Here is a 19289-nt window from a genome sequence, read left to right as displayed (position 1 = left end):
AATACTCGGCGACTTGCGGCTTGTCCTTGCCGAGTGTCGCCATATACTGGAACACGTCGTCGCGCACGAAATCCCGCAACTCACGGCCAGACAAGAACCGCCACTTTGACCACCGATACTTCTGAGCATCGTCGGGATAGAGGCTCGTGGTGTTCCCGTTGCCCGATACCTGCGAGCGCAGTTCCCGAGCGGTCTCTTCCTCGTCCAATAGCCGCAGGAAGATGAGATACGAAATCTGCTCAATGTAGATGACGGGGTTGGTGACACCGCCCGCCCAAAGCGTGTCGGTAATTCGGTCAAGGCGTCTACGGATATCGGCGTTCACGCAACCCCCTGCTGGTCGTCTTCTGTTTGGAACACACTCTCGTTCATCTCTAACACTACCTGACGCAAACCGTCCACGCCAAAGAGTTCTACACCCCGGGTGCCCGCATCTTGCAAGGAAAGCGGAGGTTCAAATAGGTCGTCCACCGCAACCTTGCCCTTGATGACGCCTCGGTGCTTTAGCAGCGTGAGATATAAGGCTCGGTCGGGATCGTAATCCTTTGCTATGAGCCACGCGGAGAACAGTTCGTCCACCCGTTCTTCGCGCGACTTGACCTTGTGCAACCCGAGGGCAGCACGGACGAAATCCACCAGCGAACCTGACGGGCTTCGGTAAGCCCGCCGTAGGTTCTCTTCGTTGAAATACAGCGTGGGCCGGTTCAGCCTCTCGGCGAGTTCGTGTTCTTCTTGTTCCGTGAGAGGCTCCCCGTCACGAACCTTGGCGAGAATCGGGTCTTCGGCCACGCGATGCTGCACGGCCTTGACCCAGTTTGTCACATACTCGCGCTTGTCCACCCGCTCGCCGTCGGCACCGACCTCCACATAGGTGACGCCGATATACCACTCGTCTTCCAACCCGAGCTCTATGAGTTCTCTCAGGGGTATGGGTGACGGGGTCGTCGTTCCGCCGCCGCCACTGCCAGCCAACCCACTCGTTTCCCAACCCGTGTCCTCAAAGTACTCATGGTTGCGAAAGAAATCGTAGATGACGAACCGCTGCTTGCCGATATGGGGCGCTGTGCGTGTCCCACGCCCGCGCATCTGCTGATAGAGAATGGGGCTGCGAACACGGCGAGCCATCACAAGATGCAGCACTTCGCGCAAGTCAAAGCCTGTATCCAGCATCCCGACACTCACGCCCACCATCGGCAGGGCCTCCTTCTTGAATCTGCGAATAACGTCAGAGGCGTCTGGGATATCCAAGGTGATGAGCTCAGCGTAGCGCCCTTTGTGTTCGGGGTGCAGTTCGTTGAGATAGTAAGCCAAGCGTGCGGCGTGGTGCTTGGTGATGGCAAAGACAATCGCCTTGCCTGGAGCATCTTTCTGATACGGAGCCGAGTCCAGATAGTTCTCGTGAGCGAGACGGTCAAACTCTTCCATCATGAGGCGATTGGTCGCCTCGTTCGTCCACTCGCGCTCAAAGGCATTTGGGTCGTAGGCCTCACCATCAATCTCGGCACCTTCGGCGATGAGTTCGGTGATGCCTTCGGCGAAAACATACGGGGTCAAGTAGCCGTTCTTGAACGCTTCTTGTATCGGGTAGGCGAAGTCGGGCTTCCCCTCGGCGCACTGGTAGAAATCGTAGGTGTTTCGATCTATGTAGGCGGCAGGGGTAGCAGTCAGTCCGATGTGGACTGCGTCGAAGCGAGTGAGCGCACCCTGCCACGAACCGTAGATGCTGCGATGGCACTCATCCGTGATGACAACATCAAAGTAGCCAGCGGTGAAATCGCTCGCCTGCCCAATCATCGTTTGCAGCAGCGCCACGGTGACTTGCTGTTCTTGACGCTGCATACCTGCCTTGAGCCAGTAGGACGAGTAGTCGGAAAGGATGTCCTGCACGGCGCCGATCATCTGGTCAGCAAGTTGCTCGCGGTCTACGAGGATAAGCACTCTCTCGCACCACCGAGCGGCGAACAGGCGCTTGAGGTACAGGCACACAAGGTCGGTCTTACCCGTGCCCGTCGGAAGTTCTATGAGGAATCGTTTCTTGCCGAGCGTGAGCGCGTGGTCTAGCGCCGCCATTGCATCTTGCTGGTAGTCCCGAACCTCACGATGCTCACCCGTTCTCACATACGAATCGGGAATCGGCACCAAGGCAAGGGGCTTCTTCTCGGAATCTTTGAACGCCAGCCGCTCCATGTCTCGCTGCGAGAAAAATGTCGCCACAAGTCGGGCGTCCTCGTTGTTGAAATCCCAGAAGTAGGTGAGTTCGCCGTTGCTGAGGAAGATGTATCGGGCGTCCAGTTGTTGTGCGTAGTTGAGCGCCTGATTCTTGGCGGAATAGGGGTTGACGCTGGCCTTCTTCGCCTCAATGACCGCGAGCGGTCTGCCGTGGGAGTCGTACAGAGCGTAATCGGCGTGACCGTATTCCCCCTCGGCGCCCAGATTCGGGACGTGGACTTCGCGACGAATCTGGGATAGGTCGGTGGTGTTCCAGCCCGCCTGCTCCAACATCTTGTCTATCTTAGCGCGTGCATCGGCCTCGGCATCGTGCGGCAACGGAATCCTCCTTGACACCCCGGGCAGGGTGAATCTCCATAACCACAGTATGGAACACCGCGTCAAGGGCGGGAAATCGGGTAGCGTCCCTTACACCGAGTTTCGCCAACGAAACCCGGGACTTTTGCTGGTGGGCCCGAGTGGATGCGCGGGTTAGACTTCGGGAGCCGGAATCAGTTGGGCAAGGTGATGGCGCACGTGGTCGAGGTATGCGTCGATGACCTCGCTCAGTGTGATCGGCTTGGGCTCCCCATACCAGTCCACCCACACCGGCGTGGCAAGTTGGGGCTCTGGCATGACATCGAGTATGTGCCCGAGCAGTCTCGCATAGGCGACCCACACGTCGATGAGCAGCGACCAAGATGCTAGGTCGTAGCGTTCGACGACAACCCAACCGGGAGCGTCGTAGGGTGGGAAGTGGAGCTCATCCTCGAACTGGGCTCGCACGAACCGCTGATGATTGGTGGCCGTGGAGTCGACCAGGTGACCGAGAATCTGCCGCTTGGTCCAGGCGCCATCTCCACGGAACGCGTCCACGTCCGCATCATCGAGAACACGAAGCGGCGCCTCAGCAACGGACACGAGCAATCGCAGCTCATCGGCCCTTGAGATGGACATGCTCCCCCCTTCGCCGGTCTAACGTTCTTGCGGATAACTTGCGAACGAAGCGAGTCGAGTTGATCCGCGGGTTAGGCATCTCACCGTCGACTCATCAGCCTACTTGACCTACGGACTGTCGGGACAGGGCTTTTACGGCCTGAACGTGGTTGTCGATTCGCTCATTGAAGGACCGGGAGAGCGTGTCCACTACTTCGTCGAGCGTTCCGCCGAGCAGGTCGTACTCCTCATTTAGGTAGGGATCCGGCAAGCCCTGCTCCTGCGCGACGCGGGCGACAGCTTTAGCCTGGGCCGCATTGCTCTTGGCCGTGAACCCGTAAATACGACACTTGGTTGGGTCTGACAGCCGCTCGGTTCGCATGGCATCTGAGTAGACTACCGAGTACTTCCATTCGCCGAACTGATCAAGCCCTGGCAGGTCAATCTTCTTCACGTAGAAACTGACGTAACCGCCGTCCTTCTGGACGTACTCTCCGAACGTCACGTACAGATCGCCGCGTGTCTTGATCTCCTGTCGCACCGCCGCCGCCAATTTGTTGGCGATTTCATCGAGATAGCGATGTGCCCCTGACCTGGCCTGCTCCAGTAGATAGTAGTCAGCAAGGTACAAGCGAGCGCTCTCATCCAACTTCATCTTGATCCCTCCAAAAGCAGGTCTACCAGCAGTCTGTTCCGGTCAACAATCCGGTCAAAGCGAAGCCGCTCGCCAAAATCGGCATCCCGGGTTGCCGAGATCGCCCGAGCCTCCAAGTCTCTGATCTCATCCTCTGCACGTTCGTACGGACCAAGCGCCAGGTCGACGCCGAACCTTAGGAGGTTCTCTCGAGCAGTGGCCGATAGGCCGCCGCTACGGAGCAAGTCAAGGGCAACCTGGGCCAGGTCAGAATGCGAGAGGCCCACCCAGTCCACGAGGCCGGAAGAGGCATTGCCTCCGGGAGTCAGGTATATGCGGATCTTTGATTTACCGCGATACGCAGGGTTCCTGTCGATTGCGATGTCGTACCGGTCGAGCTGTCGATCGCTGCTGTTCGGATGGGCGCTCTGGCCGCTCTTGACCTTGTGTTCGATAAAGATCACATAGCCAGGGCACTCGATCACGACGTCGCAGGTGCATCCGACCGGGCTATCGTTGTGTCCGGGTGCGCTTCCGATGTAGACCTCCGCCTCGACGATGGCCTCGGTCGCATCAATGTCTCCAGGAATGGAAGGGTTCGAGAGTCGCATCAGGGACAGCAAGCCATCTAGATACCTCGCTCCGAGTCCGTGTGGCTTGGAGGGACTTAGGAAGTAGGCCAAGTACTGGGTATAGCGAGTCTCGGCCGTGCCGTGACCGCATGCGGACAGCACCGGCACGGGAATGCCTTCAGCCAGAATGACTCGCAGGGCTTGCGCCTCGCCGAGTCTCCGATTCTCCCAGTCTTGATGGTAGGCGGAGCGAATTCGCTCAATCGTCTCGGGGAGCTGTGATCCCGCAGTTGAATGTGCCAAATCCTCTTGGTTCTCGCGGCGTCGCGCCTCGACCACTCGCTCGATGACAACTGCTATGTTGGTCATGCGTCACCTCCCTGAGCTTATGGTCCCATGCACCTCTGACATGCTGCACCGAGCGGGCCCGGGCGCGAAATCGCTTTGAGGGCGCCTAACGCGTTGCGCGTCAACGGCGCGCAATGGCTTCGGGATCAGTTTACCTTACGGCGTCCGTTGGAAGCATTAGTTACTAAGTGAACGGCATGAAGACCGGCCGGCCGTGCGGATTGCCGGAATGCCATGGGCTCAGGCCCGCGTCTAAGCGCAAAGTGCAGGGTCGAGATGGCTCGATACGTCAGTAGCAGTAGACCGCTGCGAAGTCTCATTTAACGTGTCGCGCATGAGCAGCCACCCACGCACCTGCAGGTCGATTCCACCTTCTGGCGTTCTGCTCGATGCGCTGGTTGGGTGCCTTCCACTGACCCTTCTGGGGCATAATTGTCTTGCATCGGGCAAACAGAGCCGCTATTCTGCAGATAATGCGCACGATTGAGATTGTAATTGACACGGTGCTGCACGAAAGAATCGGAGACGACGATGTTGCTCGAGTTCACAGTTGCCAACTACCGCTCCATACGTGATTCACAGACGCTCTCGATGATTGCGAGCGTCAAGGACGAACCACTCGCTGGAAACGCCGTGGCTCTCACCGCGCCAGGCCTGGAGACGACTCGTGCCTTGAGCATGGCAGCGGTGTACGGCCCCAATGCATCTGGCAAGACAAACGTCCTGAAAGCGCTGCTCTTCATGAAGAGCTTCATCGAGTCGTCCGCGCGATACCTAGAGGAGGGAGAGGCGACAGGCGTCGAGCCATTCTTGTTTGATGCGGACTCGAAGCGCAAACCCTCGTCCTTCGATATCGTACTGGCGCTCGACGGTGTCAGATTTGACTACGGTTTCGAACTCGACAGTGCCCGAGTGATACGAGAGTACCTGCACGCCTACCCTAAGGGGCGCAGGCAGACATGGTTCGAGCGTAACCACAAGAGCAACGGCACTGATGAGTGGTCGTTCAGCCGGACGAACTTCAAGATTGACAGAGAAGTCACCAGACTCGTGCGACCCAATGCGCTGCTACTCTCCGTCGCAGCCCAGTTCAATCACGAGCAATCGGCATTGGTCTACCGCTGGTTCAGCAGGAGACTGCGGTTCCTCAACCTCAGCGGCAAGGACAATATGTCACCCACTGTGACCGGCAGGATGATTGAACATGACAGTGGATTCGAGCGCGAGGTGGTCGACTTTCTTGCCGCGGCCGACATTCCGATAGCCGGGGCCAGGGTGAAGAGATCGCCCTTTGATCTCAGCGGAATGACGGGGCCAGCCAAGTCCCTGCTGAATATTCTCGTGGATGAGAAGGGGGCCGATGCCGACACACTGCAAATGATGGAAGTGAAGCTGGTTCACAAGTGTGCGGATGGGCATGAGGAGTTGCTGGATCTTGAAGAGGAGTCTGCCGGCACTCATAGGATGTTCTCGGTCGCTGGCCCTTGGTTGGATACGCTCAAGAACGGCTACACACTCGTAGTCGACGAACTCGATACCAGCCTACATCCGGACTTGGCCCGAGCGCTCTGCCGCATCATGACCAGAGAGTCGTCCAATCCCAATCACGCGCAACTCATCTTCACAACACACACTGTGCAGTTGCTTGATCGGGACGTACTGAGGCGCGACGCCATCTGGTTCACAGAAGCAGACGAGTGCGGGGCGACTGAGTTGTACCCCATGACTGAATTCAAGCCGCGCCCGAGTGAGGCCTTCGGTCGCGGGTACATGGCTGGCCGATACGGCGCTCTGCCCGAACTGAGCGGCAACCTGAAGGACCCTTCGTGAGCCGCGGCTCACGGCTTCCAAGGACTGCCACAAAGGAGCGAATCCCGCCCGCGACTGGTGATGTGTTCTTGGTTGTCACGGAAGGTGAAGTCACAGAGCCCGAGTATCTTGAGGCTCTGCGAGGGCGGCTGGGTATTGATGAGAAGCGATTCACAGTGTGTCAGGCGGAGGGAACAGACGCCGTCACTATCGTTCGGGAAGCGAAGGACAAGAAGAACCTTCGAATCCGGGAGGCGCGAAAGGGCGGCCCATCAACCGTGCCCTACGACCAAGTGTGGGTGGTCTTCGATACCGAGCGTCACGACATCAACAACAAGTTGTTGCCCGCTATCGACCAAGCGAGGGCGCTGGGGATTCAAGTAGCTCTCTCCAACCCAAGCATCGAGTATTGGTTCCTGCTGCATTTTGTCTACACGACGAGACCGTTTGTGTGCTGTACTGCGGTAATTAGGTACTTGAAAGACAACGGGTGGTCCGGCTACAGCAAGCGGCGGGGAGCGAACGACTACAGCAAGATCTTGGATTCAACGCTTCATGCCGCCGATTCCGCGTCGCGTTGTAGGGACTATCACAAAAAACCCGTTGAGAAGTCCGATCCCTCAACCTCCGTTGACAAGCTCGCACGAGCCATGAACGAAAGCGTCAAGAAGAGCCACCGGCTGCCGAGCGCGTAGGCATTTCTGAGTGCGCCTAACGCCCAGCACGTCAAAGGCGCGCAATGGCTTCGGGATCAGTATATCTTGCGGCGCCCGTTGGACGCACTAGTATGTGTGGGCCGACAAGCGCTCGGGAGGTGGCCTGTGGCGCCATGGACGTGATTGCGCGGTCTGCGGGCTTTCGCGCGCGATGAACGCCATGGCCTAGTCGAGCTGAGCGAACGCAAGCTCAGTCCAGATGACTCTCACAGTGAGTGCTTTTCACGTATCTGACGGATGACCTCCGAGTGAGAAATGACCTTGCCGGCTGCGATTTGGTCTTCAGCGACTCGCAGATCGCGGAGCAGCTCGATCTCATCGAGCATGCCCTCATAGACGGCGACATCGAGCAATACCGCAGTGCTCCGGCCGTGCTGCGTCAAGACCACAGGACGCTTGGTCGCATGCATCTGATCGATGACCGCCGAAGTGTTAGCGCGAAACTCAGTCACCGGGCGCACGTCGGTCGAGGGGCGAAGTGTTGCCATGATGGCCTCCGATCTCTAAGGACGCTACGGCGTACATAATAACGTACTGGGTCGGCTACCCGCAAGTGCCGGCAAGCCTTCCGGGGAGCGCCGCGGTCGGCCGCTCGATCCACGCGTTCAGCTACCAAAGGGTCACCGCGCAGGTGAGTCCGCACTGCTCGCCTCAAAGAAAGGGCGTGCCTGCTCGTCTGCCACGCGGCGGCGCTGCGCGATTCCGATTGCATCGGGCTCCGACAGTGCCGCGCTGAGCGCTGCGCAATCCAAGTCCCTGCAGTAGGCAGGAGCGCCGGGCTGCTGGCGCCATGACTCCACGAGCGAGCCGCTGTCGATGCCGTCGAAGCCCAGTTCCTCAATGAGGCGCAGTACCAGTTCTTGGCGACCGGGTCGTCGCCGGCAACTGAGAGACAGACAATGGGGTCGCTGGCCGTCAGGTTCGCCTGACTCCGAGACGACCGGCATCCCTACAGGTCGGCCGAATCCTGGTTCGCCTCTGCAACCCCGACACGCACGGAGGCTCCGCGCATCCGCTGGATGAGAGCCCAGGCTCCATACCCGATGCCGACACCGACAACGTTCAAGATCACATCGTCGATGTCCGCACTGCGACCGATGAGAAACTGGCTCACCTCGATGGCCAGCGACGCTTTCACACCGAAGATCAGCACACTGCGAAAGCGGCGCAAGCGTTCGCTCGCCAGCGGGGCGAGCAGGCCGAGGGGCACGAACAGCGCCACGTTCGCAGTAAGGTTCAAGAACGCCACCGAGCCCCAATCGCTCACCCGGTCGTTCTGAGTGAACAGGTAGGCCCAGACCGTGTTCATGGGGATGAGATTGAAGCTCCGATACCCACTCGTGATGGTCTCGAGGTACATCTCCAGGTCCCCGATGCCGTAGAAGCTCCGCGGCAGCAGCGTCTGTGATACGAGGGCGATACCGTACGCGGCGCACGTCGCAAAGAGCATCTCGTGAGACCAGGCGGGCACCTTTCTTCTGATGCCGAGGTAGAAAAGACGCAGCACAACGTAGACGGGGAACAGCACGATCACATAGCGCAGCATGTCCTGCACGAAGAACTCCACCAGGCGCAATCGCATCCTCCAACCCGCGCAGTTTCACCAGGTGCCCGCGAGGCTCGGTCTAACGATGTAGCGCCTAAGCTGCGCGGCTTGCTCTTACAGTATAAGCCAACTTCCTGCGCGTCGAGTTGAGGCGAACGCGAGCTCAGCCTGCCGAGGGCGGAACATCGAGTGCACCACCACGCCGCCCACCTCGAAGCGCGCCCGTCGCTCGAACCCCCAGAGCTCGTACAGTCTGACGTTGTCCGCGTTCTCGGTGTCGAGCGCGATCCCGGCAGAGCGAGATACGCGATCAGAGCGCGAGATTGCGTCCTGCATGAGTCGCTTCCCCCAGCCGCGGCCCTGAGCGCCGGGCCTCACGCCGATCATCAGAAGGTAATGGTGTGGTGCCCTGGGGACAGCCGCGCGCGTACCGCGGAAGTAGCGGTTCAGCAGGGCCGACCGGGTGGCGCCGAGACGCGGTAGGAGGGGTGCGAACCGAAGCGCCGCGGCCAGCATGCGCAGCCCGTTCGCGGCCGCGCCCCTCGGCGGCGGCTCAAGCAGCGCAGCGCCCACCAGCCGGCCCTCGGCGAAGAGCCCGCGCGGCGTGCCACCCATCAGGCGGTTCATGTCGAAGAGGTACGCGACGAAGGCAGCCCTCCGGCGGCATGACGATGTCCTCGCCTCGCCCATCTCCCGCGCCGCAGGGCCGAAGAGCATCACGAAGAGCGGGTCGTCGGCGAACGCAGTGCCCATCGTCTCCACGAAGGCGCGCCGATCCCGCCGCGTCAGATCGCGGAGCTCGGGTTCCGGAAGCGCATCGCTCATCGCGCGCATGCCGGATCTCGGTAGTGGTCCACCGCGAAGCTGAACAGCACCTTGAGCAGGAAGAGAAGCAGCACGACGAGCACCGGCGCCGGTACCCCCGGCAGGAGCGGGATCCAGCCGATGCCAACAGCGAGCAGGAGGCCGGCGACCAAGGCCTGCGTGTCGCGACCGCTTAGCAGGTTCACGGCCGACGCACCCGCGATCGTATACGCCCAGACGGCGATCGCCGGGGCCAGGCCGACGCCGAACGCCGCTGCCACTCCGATCACGTGAAAGTGAACCGCGATGAACATCCAGCGGTTCAGCGGACGCTTCACGTAGAATTCGTTTGTCGAGCGGGTGAAGTTGGCGACGCACCCTGCCGCGATGTCGACCGTCAGCGCCCAGCCGATGGCGATGCGCCACCAGGGGAGCACGGGCAGCCCTGGCCGGAGCAGCTCCGTTACGACAGTCGCGACACCGACGCCGAATACGACGATGACCGCGATCTGAACGGGCGACGCTGTCTCCCCCAGCACATCGTGAAGCGCCGAAGGTATCTTTAGCGTCTTCATGGCGAGGGCGACTCTGCGCCTGAGCCCGGCGCGGCGCCGGCCCGCGACGAAGAAGGACTCGCCCAAAGCCCGCGAAGCAGGCGCCAGGCCGGGGCGGGGTCGATGCTCTCCCCGCGCGAGAGTGCGGCCAACTCCCATTCATCAATCGCGCGGAAGAGGGCGACGGTAGCGGCGAGCAGCAACGGCCGATCGACGTCCGTGCGGATCACGCCTAGGGCGATCCCGTCGTCGAGCATCTGCCCGAACCAGGCGTCCAGCTCGGACACCCCCGCAACCTCCAGCTGGGCCAGAAGTGCGAGGTCGTCGGGGTGGGCGAGAAGATGGTGGCGCAGCGCAGCGCTCGTCGCCGCGAGCTGCTCCCAGAACAGATCCGGCGCCCCAGCAGCGCGCCACGGGCCCATGACGTCGCCCAAGCGCGCGTACACATCGCGCATGACCTCGGCAACGAGATCCCGCTTGCCGTCGAAGTACATGTACGCGGTCGTCTTGGAGATCTCCGCGTTCGCGATGATCCGATTGTACGAGGCTGCCTCGATCCCGTCCCGGGCGAGGTGCTCCCGGGCCACGGCAAGTATCTTCGAGCGTCGCTCCGCAGGGAGCCGACTGAATCGTGGTGAAGGCATGTACCGATAGTACACCCCGGCGGTACACAAGGCAAGGGGTATGTGCTGCCCCGGATCTCGGCGCCGAAGCGCGTTCGATGTGCAGGGCTGGCAGCTGTCCCTGACAGCTAAAACGCCCCTTCGAATATCTCAGCAGAGATCCCGAGGGGGCGTTTCTTAATCCATGGTGGGCGATAGTGAACGCGCTCCGAACCGGCTAACGTGGGCTACAAACTCTCTAGTTGAACGTCAGCTGACGAGTAGGCGGTGAGATCGATGCTCATACCGCCATCTAAAAGTCGGGCGCCCGCCGACTGAAAGAACGGGTCAGCCAGGGATCGCTTGGATAAGTCGGCCTTTTCTGTAACCGAACCCGGATGAAAGGTAAGCCTGTCTACTCCGGATCCGTGAGCCAGTTGCAGCGCTTGTTTCATGTGGTCAAGATGGTCATTCCAGCTAAAGAACACGTATTTCCACTCGATGAGCGTCAAGTGTGTCGTGAGGGCCTGGGCAGTGCGAGCGCTTCTCTGTTCGACCAGTGTCTTCATGTTGCGATACTGCCTGTCAAAGTCGCCGCCTACCTGATAGCGTGCGAGGGTATCTTGCGAGACTCCGTCGATGGAGAAATAGACGTGGTCCATGAGAAGGGCGGCCTCGATCTTCTCCTCGTTGTCTAACAAGAGCCCATTTGTCGAAGTAATGATGCGAATACCTGGATTATGCCGACGCAGGAGCCGAACCTCGGCAAGAATATCTGCCGAGAGGAATGGTTCACCCAGATTGAAGTATGAGACCTGCTTGATGCCATATTCGGCCAGCATCCTGGACACTTGTTCTATGTCTTCGAGGCTTAGCGAAGGCTGGCGACGAAGGGCAAGTAGTTCCTTTCGTCGACAAAGGCCACACTTGAGGTTACACAGCGCAGTGTTCTCAACCATGATGCCTCTACTTGGAACTCGACCAAGCACGGGTCCTCTTGCAAGGTCGCCCGCAGGGATTGGGGCGAGTTCAGGACACGTGGCGCATACGCTCGTGGGAAATTCTCGTGATGCCAGAGACTTCTGAAAAACCCGAACCGTCTCTCCAGAGAATATCTCCCCGAGGGTCTGAGATCGGAGATCGCCTATGCGACCCGTTCCATCGAAGTCCTGGCAGTTGCACGATACGGTCATGTCTGAGTTCACGCATATGTTGTAATCAGACTCACCCGCAAGTGCCTTGCAGTAAAGCGGGGTGCGGTCGTACCTATTCCAGGCGCTACGCATCGCTTCTCGAAGTTTCCATCCGAGCACGCGAAGCGACTCCATGGGCCCGTGATTCAATCCGGAGCTGGACCGAGCAGGGAGTCCTTCAGACAAGAATGTCCTCCTGACGGAATCTATAGTCAGTCCATTATAACTAGCCTGTAGCAGCCGTCCACGGGTGATCAGGCCGACGCGAGCCCGAAGGGCATAGCTCAAGCAGCAATCTATCGGGGGCTGGTAGCTGCCCCTACCAGCTAAAACGCCCCTTCAAATATCTCCGCAGAGATCCCGAGGGGGCGTTTCTTTATCAATGGTGGACGAGATCGGATTCGAACCGACAACCCCCTGCTTGCAAAGCAGGTGCGCTCCCGTTGCGCCACTCGCCCAATAATCCCAAGGCGCGCTTCGAAGCGACGCCCATGACCGACGGGCATTATAGCATGAGCTCACCGTGGTGGTGCCAGGCATCCAAAAAGAAAAAGCCCGCACCACAGGGGCGCGGACGATTGCTGTACTGTTAAAAGTGGTGCCGGGATGGCCTTCGCACCGCCCGAGGTTCCCCTACTGAGGATTCGCTTGAGAGTTATCGGTCTCGACGTTCTTGCCTTTCGATCCCGCTCTCACATATCCAGGGGCTTATGCCCGACTCTTCCGGATGAAAAACTACCCAAAAGACCTTCATCTGAAGGCTTTCTCTGCCATCCCGGCCAAACTCTGTGATTGGCTCACCGGATAACAATCACCTCACTTTTCAAGGTCCTCGAGCCGAATACTTTCGGCTACTCATATTATACCCAAATGCCCAAATCGTTTTACGTTTGTGCGGCAGGCATCTACCTCAGCGCATCAAGCTGTTCGCGCAATTGCTCCTCGGGCACCGCGCCCACCAATCTGCCCTTCACCGAACCATCGCTACCAACAAAAACGAAGCTGGGAAAAGCAGTCACGCCAAATTGCGCCATCAAAGCTCGCGCGCTCTCGTGGGTGTCCGCGTTAATTCGCTCGAACCTTACCTTGCCTTCATACTCTCTCTCTAGCCTGTCGACCACAGGCTTAATCGTTACGCACGCGGGTCACCAGTCGGTGAAGAACTCATACATCACCGCGACTCCAGTGGGTTCAATAGCAGGCGATTCGACCGCAGGACCTCGCTCAAGTGGTCCGACCCAGGCGACAAGGCCCGCATTGAAGTGGTAGACGGTCTCAAATCCCTGCTCACTTAGCCACTGAACCGCCGAAGCGGACCGATCTCCAATAGCACAATAAATCAGCAGGGGCTCCCCGCGATTCCACCCTTCCGCCACTGATGCCAGTTCGTTGACGGGAACATTTTCGGATCCGGCTATGTGGCCTGCTTCAAACTCCGTGGAGGTACGCACGTCAATGACGCGCACGCCTGCCGCCGCCAACTCGGCTGTTCGCGCAGCGTCAACATTCTCCACGCCTTCTACCGGTCGAAACAAGAGTAAGCCAAAGACGATGACGACAACCCCGAGCACCGCCCATACAGCATATTTCGCTACAGAACTCATTGGAGACCGCTTCTCCTCTCTATCTGAATTTCAATCATACCCCATAGGGTATGCTGATGACAATTGCCTTCCCACAAATTCTCCCTCCCCTTGAAAAAAGCGGATAATATCAGGACTAATAGTTCCCCGGACCGTTAGCGCCCATTTGGGCAGCGTGCAGGACAGAGGGGCCAGCACATGCAAAAATCAACGTCGCCTATCTTGACTCTCGATCAGGCCGAGCCTTTCAGGGCCCCGCTGCTTTCTGTCGATCGTCTCGGCAGGCAAGGCACCCTTTTGGCTCAAGCCCTCTCCTGGAACACAGGGCCGTCCCGCGCTGAGCTCCCACTGATTCCCCTGATCGATACGGCGGAGGCCGAGCTGTCACAGTGCAACCGGCTCCTTTCCGAGGCGATCCTGCACAAGCAACCGGTGTCTCCAGCCGCCGAGTGGCTGCTCGATAACCATTACCTGATACAAGGCCAGATCATGGCGGTCAGGGCAGATCTGCCGAAAGGATATGGACGCGAACTTCCGTGGAACACAGGGGGGCAGTTTGCGGGATACCCTCGTGTCTGGGCGCTGGCCGTGCATTTGTTGGCGCATGCGGACGCGCGCCTTGACGAGAGCAACCTGGCGGCTTTCATCGAAGGATTCCAAGAGGTCGACCCTCTGTCCATCGGCGAAGTGTGGGCCGTTCCAATCATGCTGCGAGCCGCTCTCGTCGAAAACGTGCGGCGACTGGCTGGCAAGGTGACCGAAGCGCACATCGTCGGGCGCCGCGCAGATGAATACGCCGACCGCTTGCTTACCTTTTCGCAGGAAGACATCGATAAACTCGATATCGAAAGCCATCTGCTGAGTATCAAAGACAGCGCCCGATCGCTTTCCTTCTTCGTTGCGCGTCTTTCTCAGCGCCTGAGTGGTCAGGACCTTATTGCTGAGACAACAGAAGCATGGCTGCGGCAACAACTGTCGACGCTCGGCATGCCACTGGATGAGCTGAGTCTGAACCTTCAGCACGAACAGGCGGCAGACCAGGTGTCCATCGCCAACACCATAACCTCCATCCGGTTTGTGGAGGCCAAAGAGTGGCGCGTCTTTTTCGAACAGACAAGCTTTGTCGAGCAGGCGCTGCGAGAAGATCCTGCCGGCACCTATCCGAGAATGGACTTTGCGAGTCGCGACCGTTACCGCCACGCTCTCGAACAGCTCGCCAAACGATCTCCTTTGAGCGAAGTCATCGTGGCGGAGGCGACAGTCTCGCTATGCCTTGAAGCACTGAAGGAAAAACCCGGTGGGCACGTGAGAGGGCATGTCGGCAGCTACCTCATCGGCTCGGGGCGGTACGCCCTCGAGAAGGCGGTAGGCTACAAACCGCGAACCCGAGAGTGGCTGTACAGGGGACCGCTCGCCAAAAGGTGGCTCTTCTACTGGGGGCTGATCGGCGTACAAACCGCGCTTCTAGCCGGAGCCTTGATCGCCTGGATGGCGTTCATTGGAACCGCGACGTATGTCATCGCGATACTCTCTCTGCTCGCCGTGATTCCGCTGTCCGAGCTTGCGGCGCGGGCCACAAATAGAATCGCTTCCTGGGTATTCCCCCCTCGGGTGCTGCCAAAACTCGATTACCTTGAGCCGGTCACCAGCGCACATCGGACTTTAGTGGTGGTTCCAGCGCTGCTTTCTTCGGTCGAGTCTGTACGCCGAGTCCTCGATAACCTTGAGATCGCCCATGTGGCGAACAGAGACGACAACATCGGCTTTGCCCTACTCGGAGATCTAAAGCCGGCAGAGAGCAAGCATGCGCCAGGCGACGAGGCACTGCTGGGCACAGCAATAAAGGGTGTTGAGGCACTAAACGAGCGCTATTTGGAGGAGTACGGCAGCGCGCCTTTCTCGGTGTTCCTCAGGGAGCGCCGTCACAGCCCAGCCGAAGGCGCCTGGATGGGCTGGGAGCGCAAGCGAGGATCGCTCGTGGATTTGAACCGCTGGCTGAAGGGCGCTCACGACACCTCGTTCTCGCACATCATCGCCGACAGCGCCTTTTTGCGATCGGTCACCTTTGTCATCACTCTTGACGCCGATACCATCCTTCCTCGCGACTGCGCGCGCAAGCTTATCGGCACAATTGCCCACCCGCTAAATCGGGCCGAGTGGAGAGAAGGCGAGCCACTGGTTCGCGCGGGATACGGCCTGGTGCAACCCCGAGTGGGGATGACGCTGGGTTCCTCGGCGCGCTCCTTTTTCGGCTGGCTGCATTCGGGTGAAACCGGCATCGATCCGTACGCCGGAGCCGTCTCGGATACCTATCAGGATGTATTCGGGGAGGGCAGTTTTACCGGCAAGGGCATCTACGAGGTGAACCTGTTCGCCGCGGTGCTGGATGGGCGACTTCCTGAAAACACTTTGCTCTCGCACGATCTGATTGAGGGAGGGTACCTGCGGGTACTGCTCGCTTCAGACGTGGAGGTTCTCGATGAGCATCCCGCGACCTATCTGGCGCAGGCCGCTCGCATGCATCGCTGGGTGCGAGGTGACTGGCAAACCCTTCCCTGGCTCTTTCCGAGGGTTCAAACCGCCGCCGGCGCCGAAAAAAACCCGCTTTCGTTTCTCCATCGCTGGAAGATCGTAGACAATCTCCGTCGAAGCCTACACGCGCCTTCCCTGCTCGCGCTTATGCTTATCGGATGGCTGCTTACCCCAGCAGCCGCCTGGGCCTGGCCGCTGGTCATCACATTGATCGTGCTTTTCCCGGTCTACTTTTCCTTCTTCAACTCACTGCTCTCCCACACAAAGAGCACTTCTCTTGCCAGCCTTTTCGATAGCGTTCTTCGCGATTTCGCCAGAGACTCGTCACACGCTGCCTTGACACTGATTTTACTCCCGCATCAGGCACAGATGAAACTTGACGCGATCCTTCGTGCGCTTTGGCGAATGCTCGTGTCGCGCAAAAAGTTATTGGAGTGGGAGACGGCCGCCGATGTGGAGCGCAGGATCAAAGACGACCTTGTCGGCTACGTTCGTCGCCTCGGTCCGGCCGCGTTTGTCGCGACAGCGCTTTTGGTTCCGTCTCTGTTTTACTTTCCCGATCGCGCGTTGCCATTTTTGATCCTGGCTTCGCTTTGGATCGCCTCACCCGTGATCGCCTGGCGAATTTCATTGCGCAAAGCCGAGAAAATCGATCCCTTGAGTGCGGATGACCATCTGACCCTCAGAAAACACGCTCGGCGAACGTGGCGATTTTTCGAGACCTTCGTCACGCCGGAGGGCAACTATCTAGCGCCGGACAATTTTCAGGAAGACCCGAAGGGCGAGGTCGCCTGGCGCACTTCTCCGACCAATATCGGCATGCAGCTTCTATCTACCCTAAGCGCTTATGATCTTGGCTATCTCACGCTCAGGGAGCTTGTCTCGCGAAGCGCTGACACCCTCAACTCCCTGGTCGGCCTCGAGAAGCACTCCGGTCACTATTACAATTGGTATGACATCAAAACAAAGCAGCCACTACCGCCGAAATATGTGTCGACGGTGGACAGCGGAAACCTTGCCGGCCATCTCCTCGTCTTTCGGATAGGGCTACTGGAGGCCTCGGAAGGTCCGGTGCTCGCCCCCGCGTTGCTCGATGGATTGGCTGACACGATATCGCTGGCCGTCGATGGCCTTAGCCATGCCGAGCGTTCTGGTCTCGACGAGACGGTCAGAGCGCTGGGTGAGTCCCTGGCGGAGTTCTCCCGGGACATCAGCCTGCTGGAGCAACCGCAAAATCTGGGTGAATGGCACGCGCTTCTGTGTCGCCTGGAGGAGTTGTTCGCCTCGATTCCCCGCCTTGAGAGCTCGCGGCTGGAGAGCTCGCCTCTCGAGGCGATCGACGCCCGGCTTCGAGAGATGCGCTCGCTCATCGATATGCTGGCACCGTGGAGCGAAAACCTCCTGGATCCCCCGGCATCGCTTTTCGATGATCCTCGCGCCGCCGCTCTATCCCCCCTTCTCGAGCACGTGCCGAGCCTGGTAGGACTGGCCGAGGGACTTCAGGGTGCCTTGGCGGCCCTGGACTCCATCGCCGCCGATCCCTTCGGCGAGTCGGAGAAGGATCGCGACCTTGCGGCTGCCTGGGCAAGTAAGCTGAGTCAGGAACTCCGAGACACCCGTCCCCGATGCCAGGAGCTACTCGCGAGATTGAAGATAGACGCCGCGATTTCTCGGCAGATATGGGAACGAACGGATTTCGGCCTGCTCTTCGACAAAGAGCGCCTTCTCTTCGCGATTGGCTACAACACCGCCGAGGGCCGGCTGGATCAATCCTACTATGACATGCTGGCCAGTGAGTGCAGGCTTGCCAGTTACCTGGCTGTCGCCAAAGGCGATGTGCCGCTGGAGCATTGGTTCCGGCTAAGCAGGGCGGTCACTCGCACGCCCGCGGGCCAAAAGGCCCTGCTGTCGTGGAGCGCGTCGATGTTCGAATACCTGATGCCATTGCTCGTAATGCGAACCTGGCCTCTCACTTTATTGGGTGAAACGTGCTCCGCCGTTGTCAAAAGACAGATTCAGTACGGCAAAGAGCGCGGAGTGCCCTGGGGAGTGTCCGAATCGGCCTTCAACGCCAAGGATGCGGATTTGGTCTACCAGTACCAGGCGTTCGGGGTACCTGGTCTCGGACTCAAGCGCGGTCTTTCCAGCGATCTTGTCATTGCACCCTACGCCACGGCGCTCGCGCTTCCGTATGCGCCGAAGGAGGCGCTGGAAAACCTCGAAGCCCTCGCAAAAGCGGGAGGCTGCGGTCACTATGGCTACTACGAGGCGCTGGACTTTACTCCGGGACGCGTTCCGGCGGGAGCAAAACGTGCGGTGGTAAAGGCCTACTTCGCTCACCACCAGGGCATGAGCCTGGTTGCGTTCGCGAACATGCTCACCAACCATCGCATGAGAGAGCGCTTCCACAGCGACCCCATCGTCCGCTCGGCTGAGCTGTTGTTGCAAGAGCGCGTTCCCCGGAGCATCTCCACCGCGCAGCCCCACATCGAGGAGGTCGAGCATGTGCGGACCTCCCGGGAGCCTATCGTGCCCCCGCGACGCTCCTACCCTCTGGCGGATACCCCGGTTCCTTCCACGCACTTCCTTTCGAACGGCCGGTACTCGGTCATGGTCACCAACGGAGGGGGCGGTTACAGCCGCTGGGAGGATATGGCTGTCACCCGATACAGAGAAGACGTTACCCGGGACTGCTGGGGGCAGTTCCTGTACCTGCGAGATACTGAAAGCGGCGAAGTCTGGAACGCCACGCACAACCCCGGCCCCACCAGGCCCGATGAATACTATGTGATATTCTCGGCCGACAAAGCGGAGTATCGGCGGCGTGACGGCAATATCGCTTGTCATCTCGAGGTATCGGTATCTCCCGAGGACGACATCGAGGTCAGGCGCCTGACTGTCTCCAACGAAGGGTATGAGCCCAGGTCTCTGGAGGTGACCTCGTATTTCGAGGTGGCGCTGGCGGCTCAAGGTGCTGACCAGGCCCATCGCAGTTTTTCGAACCTCTTTGTCGAGACGGAAGCCCTTGAGAGCCTGAGAACCTTGCTTTTCACCCGGCGTCCCCGCTCTTCGCAAGAGCCTCGCCGCTTCGGTATACACACCCTGGCGTGTGAGATCGCCGAGGAGTGCCCCTGGTCTTACGAGACAGATCGGGCCGCTTTTCTCGGCAGGCTTCATGGCGCCAACAATCCAGTCGCGATCTCGGCAGGCGGAGATTTGACCCGCACGACAGGGGCTGTGCTTGACCCGGTG

The 19289-nt window shown here is 59.5% G+C and carries 17 protein-coding genes and 1 tRNA gene; 3 read left to right on the top strand and 15 right to left on the bottom strand.

What is annotated here, in order from left to right; genetic code table 11:
* From KGZ89_09255 to KGZ89_09235, 5 genes are all read right to left on the bottom strand, one after another.
* Positions 1-325 (bottom strand): type I restriction-modification system subunit M N-terminal domain-containing protein (locus tag KGZ89_09255; protein MBS3975036.1); only part of this gene is annotated, 325 nt, incomplete at its 3' end.
* Positions 322-2502: a DEAD/DEAH box helicase family protein gene (locus tag KGZ89_09250; protein MBS3975035.1), complete on the bottom strand. Its 2181-nt coding sequence runs from the start codon at positions 2500-2502 to the stop codon at positions 322-324. The genes KGZ89_09250 and KGZ89_09255, both read right to left, overlap by 4 nt.
* A gap of 198 nt (positions 2503-2700) precedes the next feature.
* The gene (locus KGZ89_09245) at positions 2701-3165 is read right to left on the bottom strand and encodes a DinB family protein (protein ID MBS3975034.1); all 465 of its coding nucleotides are present in this window, start codon (positions 3163-3165) and stop codon (positions 2701-2703) included.
* Between the two features lie 94 nt (positions 3166-3259).
* The gene (locus KGZ89_09240; protein MBS3975033.1) at positions 3260-3799 is read right to left on the bottom strand and encodes a hypothetical protein; all 540 of its coding nucleotides are present in this window, start codon (positions 3797-3799) and stop codon (positions 3260-3262) included.
* Positions 3796-4719: a PD-(D/E)XK nuclease family protein gene (locus KGZ89_09235; GenBank protein ID MBS3975032.1), complete on the bottom strand. Its 924-nt coding sequence runs from the start codon at positions 4717-4719 to the stop codon at positions 3796-3798. The genes KGZ89_09240 and KGZ89_09235 overlap by 4 nt, the downstream gene beginning before the upstream one ends.
* Before the next feature lie 510 nt (positions 4720-5229).
* Between KGZ89_09235 and KGZ89_09230 the strand changes: the two genes are divergently transcribed.
* Positions 5230-6528 (top strand): ATP-binding protein, encoded by a 1299-nt coding sequence (locus tag KGZ89_09230; GenBank protein ID MBS3975031.1) that lies wholly within the window; start codon positions 5230-5232, stop codon positions 6526-6528.
* Positions 6525-7202 carry an RloB domain-containing protein gene (locus tag KGZ89_09225; GenBank protein ID MBS3975030.1) on the top strand — a complete coding sequence of 226 codons (678 nt, stop codon included), beginning with the start codon at positions 6525-6527 and terminating at the stop codon, positions 7200-7202. Before KGZ89_09230 ends, KGZ89_09225 begins: the two co-directional genes overlap by 4 nt.
* Before the next feature lie 227 nt (positions 7203-7429).
* Here KGZ89_09225 and KGZ89_09220 read toward each other — a convergent pair whose 3' ends face one another.
* The 10 genes from KGZ89_09220 to KGZ89_09175 all read right to left on the bottom strand — a co-directional run bounded on the left by KGZ89_09220 (position 7430) and on the right by KGZ89_09175 (position 13526).
* Positions 7430-7711 (bottom strand): type II toxin-antitoxin system Phd/YefM family antitoxin, encoded by a 282-nt coding sequence (locus tag KGZ89_09220; GenBank protein ID MBS3975029.1) that lies wholly within the window; start codon positions 7709-7711, stop codon positions 7430-7432.
* 132 nt (positions 7712-7843) lie between these two features.
* Positions 7844-8170 (bottom strand): hypothetical protein, encoded by a 327-nt coding sequence (locus KGZ89_09215; protein ID MBS3975028.1) that lies wholly within the window; start codon positions 8168-8170, stop codon positions 7844-7846.
* Between the two features lie 2 nt (positions 8171-8172).
* Entirely contained in the window at positions 8173-8799 is a 627-nt protein-coding gene (locus KGZ89_09210; GenBank protein ID MBS3975027.1) for a VanZ family protein, read from the bottom strand.
* A gap of 84 nt (positions 8800-8883) precedes the next feature.
* Positions 8884-9603: a GNAT family N-acetyltransferase gene (locus KGZ89_09205; GenBank protein MBS3975026.1), complete on the bottom strand. Its 720-nt coding sequence runs from the start codon at positions 9601-9603 to the stop codon at positions 8884-8886.
* Entirely contained in the window at positions 9591-10148 is a 558-nt protein-coding gene (locus tag KGZ89_09200; GenBank protein MBS3975025.1) for a hypothetical protein, read from the bottom strand. The genes KGZ89_09205 and KGZ89_09200 overlap by 13 nt, the downstream gene beginning before the upstream one ends.
* The gene (locus tag KGZ89_09195; protein ID MBS3975024.1) at positions 10145-10771 is read right to left on the bottom strand and encodes a TetR/AcrR family transcriptional regulator; all 627 of its coding nucleotides are present in this window, start codon (positions 10769-10771) and stop codon (positions 10145-10147) included. Before KGZ89_09195 ends, KGZ89_09200 begins: the two co-directional genes overlap by 4 nt.
* Before the next feature lie 206 nt (positions 10772-10977).
* Positions 10978-12108: a radical SAM protein gene (locus KGZ89_09190; protein MBS3975023.1), complete on the bottom strand. Its 1131-nt coding sequence runs from the start codon at positions 12106-12108 to the stop codon at positions 10978-10980.
* A 197-nt stretch (positions 12109-12305) separates the two neighbouring features.
* Positions 12306-12380, bottom strand: a tRNA-Ala gene (locus KGZ89_09185).
* A 447-nt stretch (positions 12381-12827) separates the two neighbouring features.
* Positions 12828-13043, bottom strand: coding sequence for a thioredoxin family protein (locus KGZ89_09180; protein ID MBS3975022.1), 216 nt, complete (start codon positions 13041-13043; stop codon positions 12828-12830).
* Positions 13044-13067: 24 nt separating this feature from the next.
* A complete protein-coding gene (locus KGZ89_09175; GenBank protein MBS3975021.1) occupies positions 13068-13526 on the bottom strand; it encodes a rhodanese-like domain-containing protein in 459 nt (152 codons plus the stop codon).
* Between the two features lie 177 nt (positions 13527-13703).
* Between KGZ89_09175 and KGZ89_09170 the strand changes: the two genes are divergently transcribed.
* On the top strand, positions 13704-19289 hold a 5586-nt coding region (locus tag KGZ89_09170), incomplete at its 3' end, for a cyclic beta 1-2 glucan synthetase (protein MBS3975020.1).

This window comes from Actinomycetota bacterium (assembly GCA_018334075.1).
In the GTDB taxonomy this organism is placed as follows: Bacteria; Actinomycetota; Coriobacteriia; order Anaerosomatales; family UBA912; genus JAGXSC01.
Note: the sequence above shows the minus strand (reverse complement) of the source record. Positions and strands in the feature narration are given on the sequence as shown.

What these genes read in the sequence shown, in the direction of transcription:
- KGZ89_09250 (MBS3975035.1), bottom strand. Translation starts at nt 2,502, where the DNA reads ATGTTGGAGCAGGCGGGCTGGAACACCACCGACCTATCCCAGATTCGT.
- KGZ89_09245 (MBS3975034.1), bottom strand. Translation starts at nt 3,165, where the DNA reads ATGTCCATCTCAAGGGCCGATGAGCTGCGATTGCTCGTGTCCGTTGCT.
- KGZ89_09240 (MBS3975033.1), bottom strand. Translation starts at nt 3,799, where the DNA reads ATGAAGTTGGATGAGAGCGCTCGCTTGTACCTTGCTGACTACTATCTA.
- KGZ89_09235 (MBS3975032.1), bottom strand. Translation starts at nt 4,719, where the DNA reads ATGACCAACATAGCAGTTGTCATCGAGCGAGTGGTCGAGGCGCGACGC.
- KGZ89_09230 (MBS3975031.1), top strand. Translation starts at nt 5,230, where the DNA reads ATGTTGCTCGAGTTCACAGTTGCCAACTACCGCTCCATACGTGATTCA.
- KGZ89_09220 (MBS3975029.1), bottom strand. Translation starts at nt 7,711, where the DNA reads ATGGCAACACTTCGCCCCTCGACCGACGTGCGCCCGGTGACTGAGTTT.
- KGZ89_09215 (MBS3975028.1), bottom strand. Translation starts at nt 8,170, where the DNA reads ATGCCGGTCGTCTCGGAGTCAGGCGAACCTGACGGCCAGCGACCCCAT.
- KGZ89_09205 (MBS3975026.1), bottom strand. Translation starts at nt 9,603, where the DNA reads ATGCGCGCGATGAGCGATGCGCTTCCGGAACCCGAGCTCCGCGATCTG.
- KGZ89_09200 (MBS3975025.1), bottom strand. Translation starts at nt 10,148, where the DNA reads ATGAAGACGCTAAAGATACCTTCGGCGCTTCACGATGTGCTGGGGGAG.
- KGZ89_09195 (MBS3975024.1), bottom strand. Translation starts at nt 10,771, where the DNA reads ATGCCTTCACCACGATTCAGTCGGCTCCCTGCGGAGCGACGCTCGAAG.
- KGZ89_09175 (MBS3975021.1), bottom strand. Translation starts at nt 13,526, where the DNA reads ATGAGTTCTGTAGCGAAATATGCTGTATGGGCGGTGCTCGGGGTTGTC.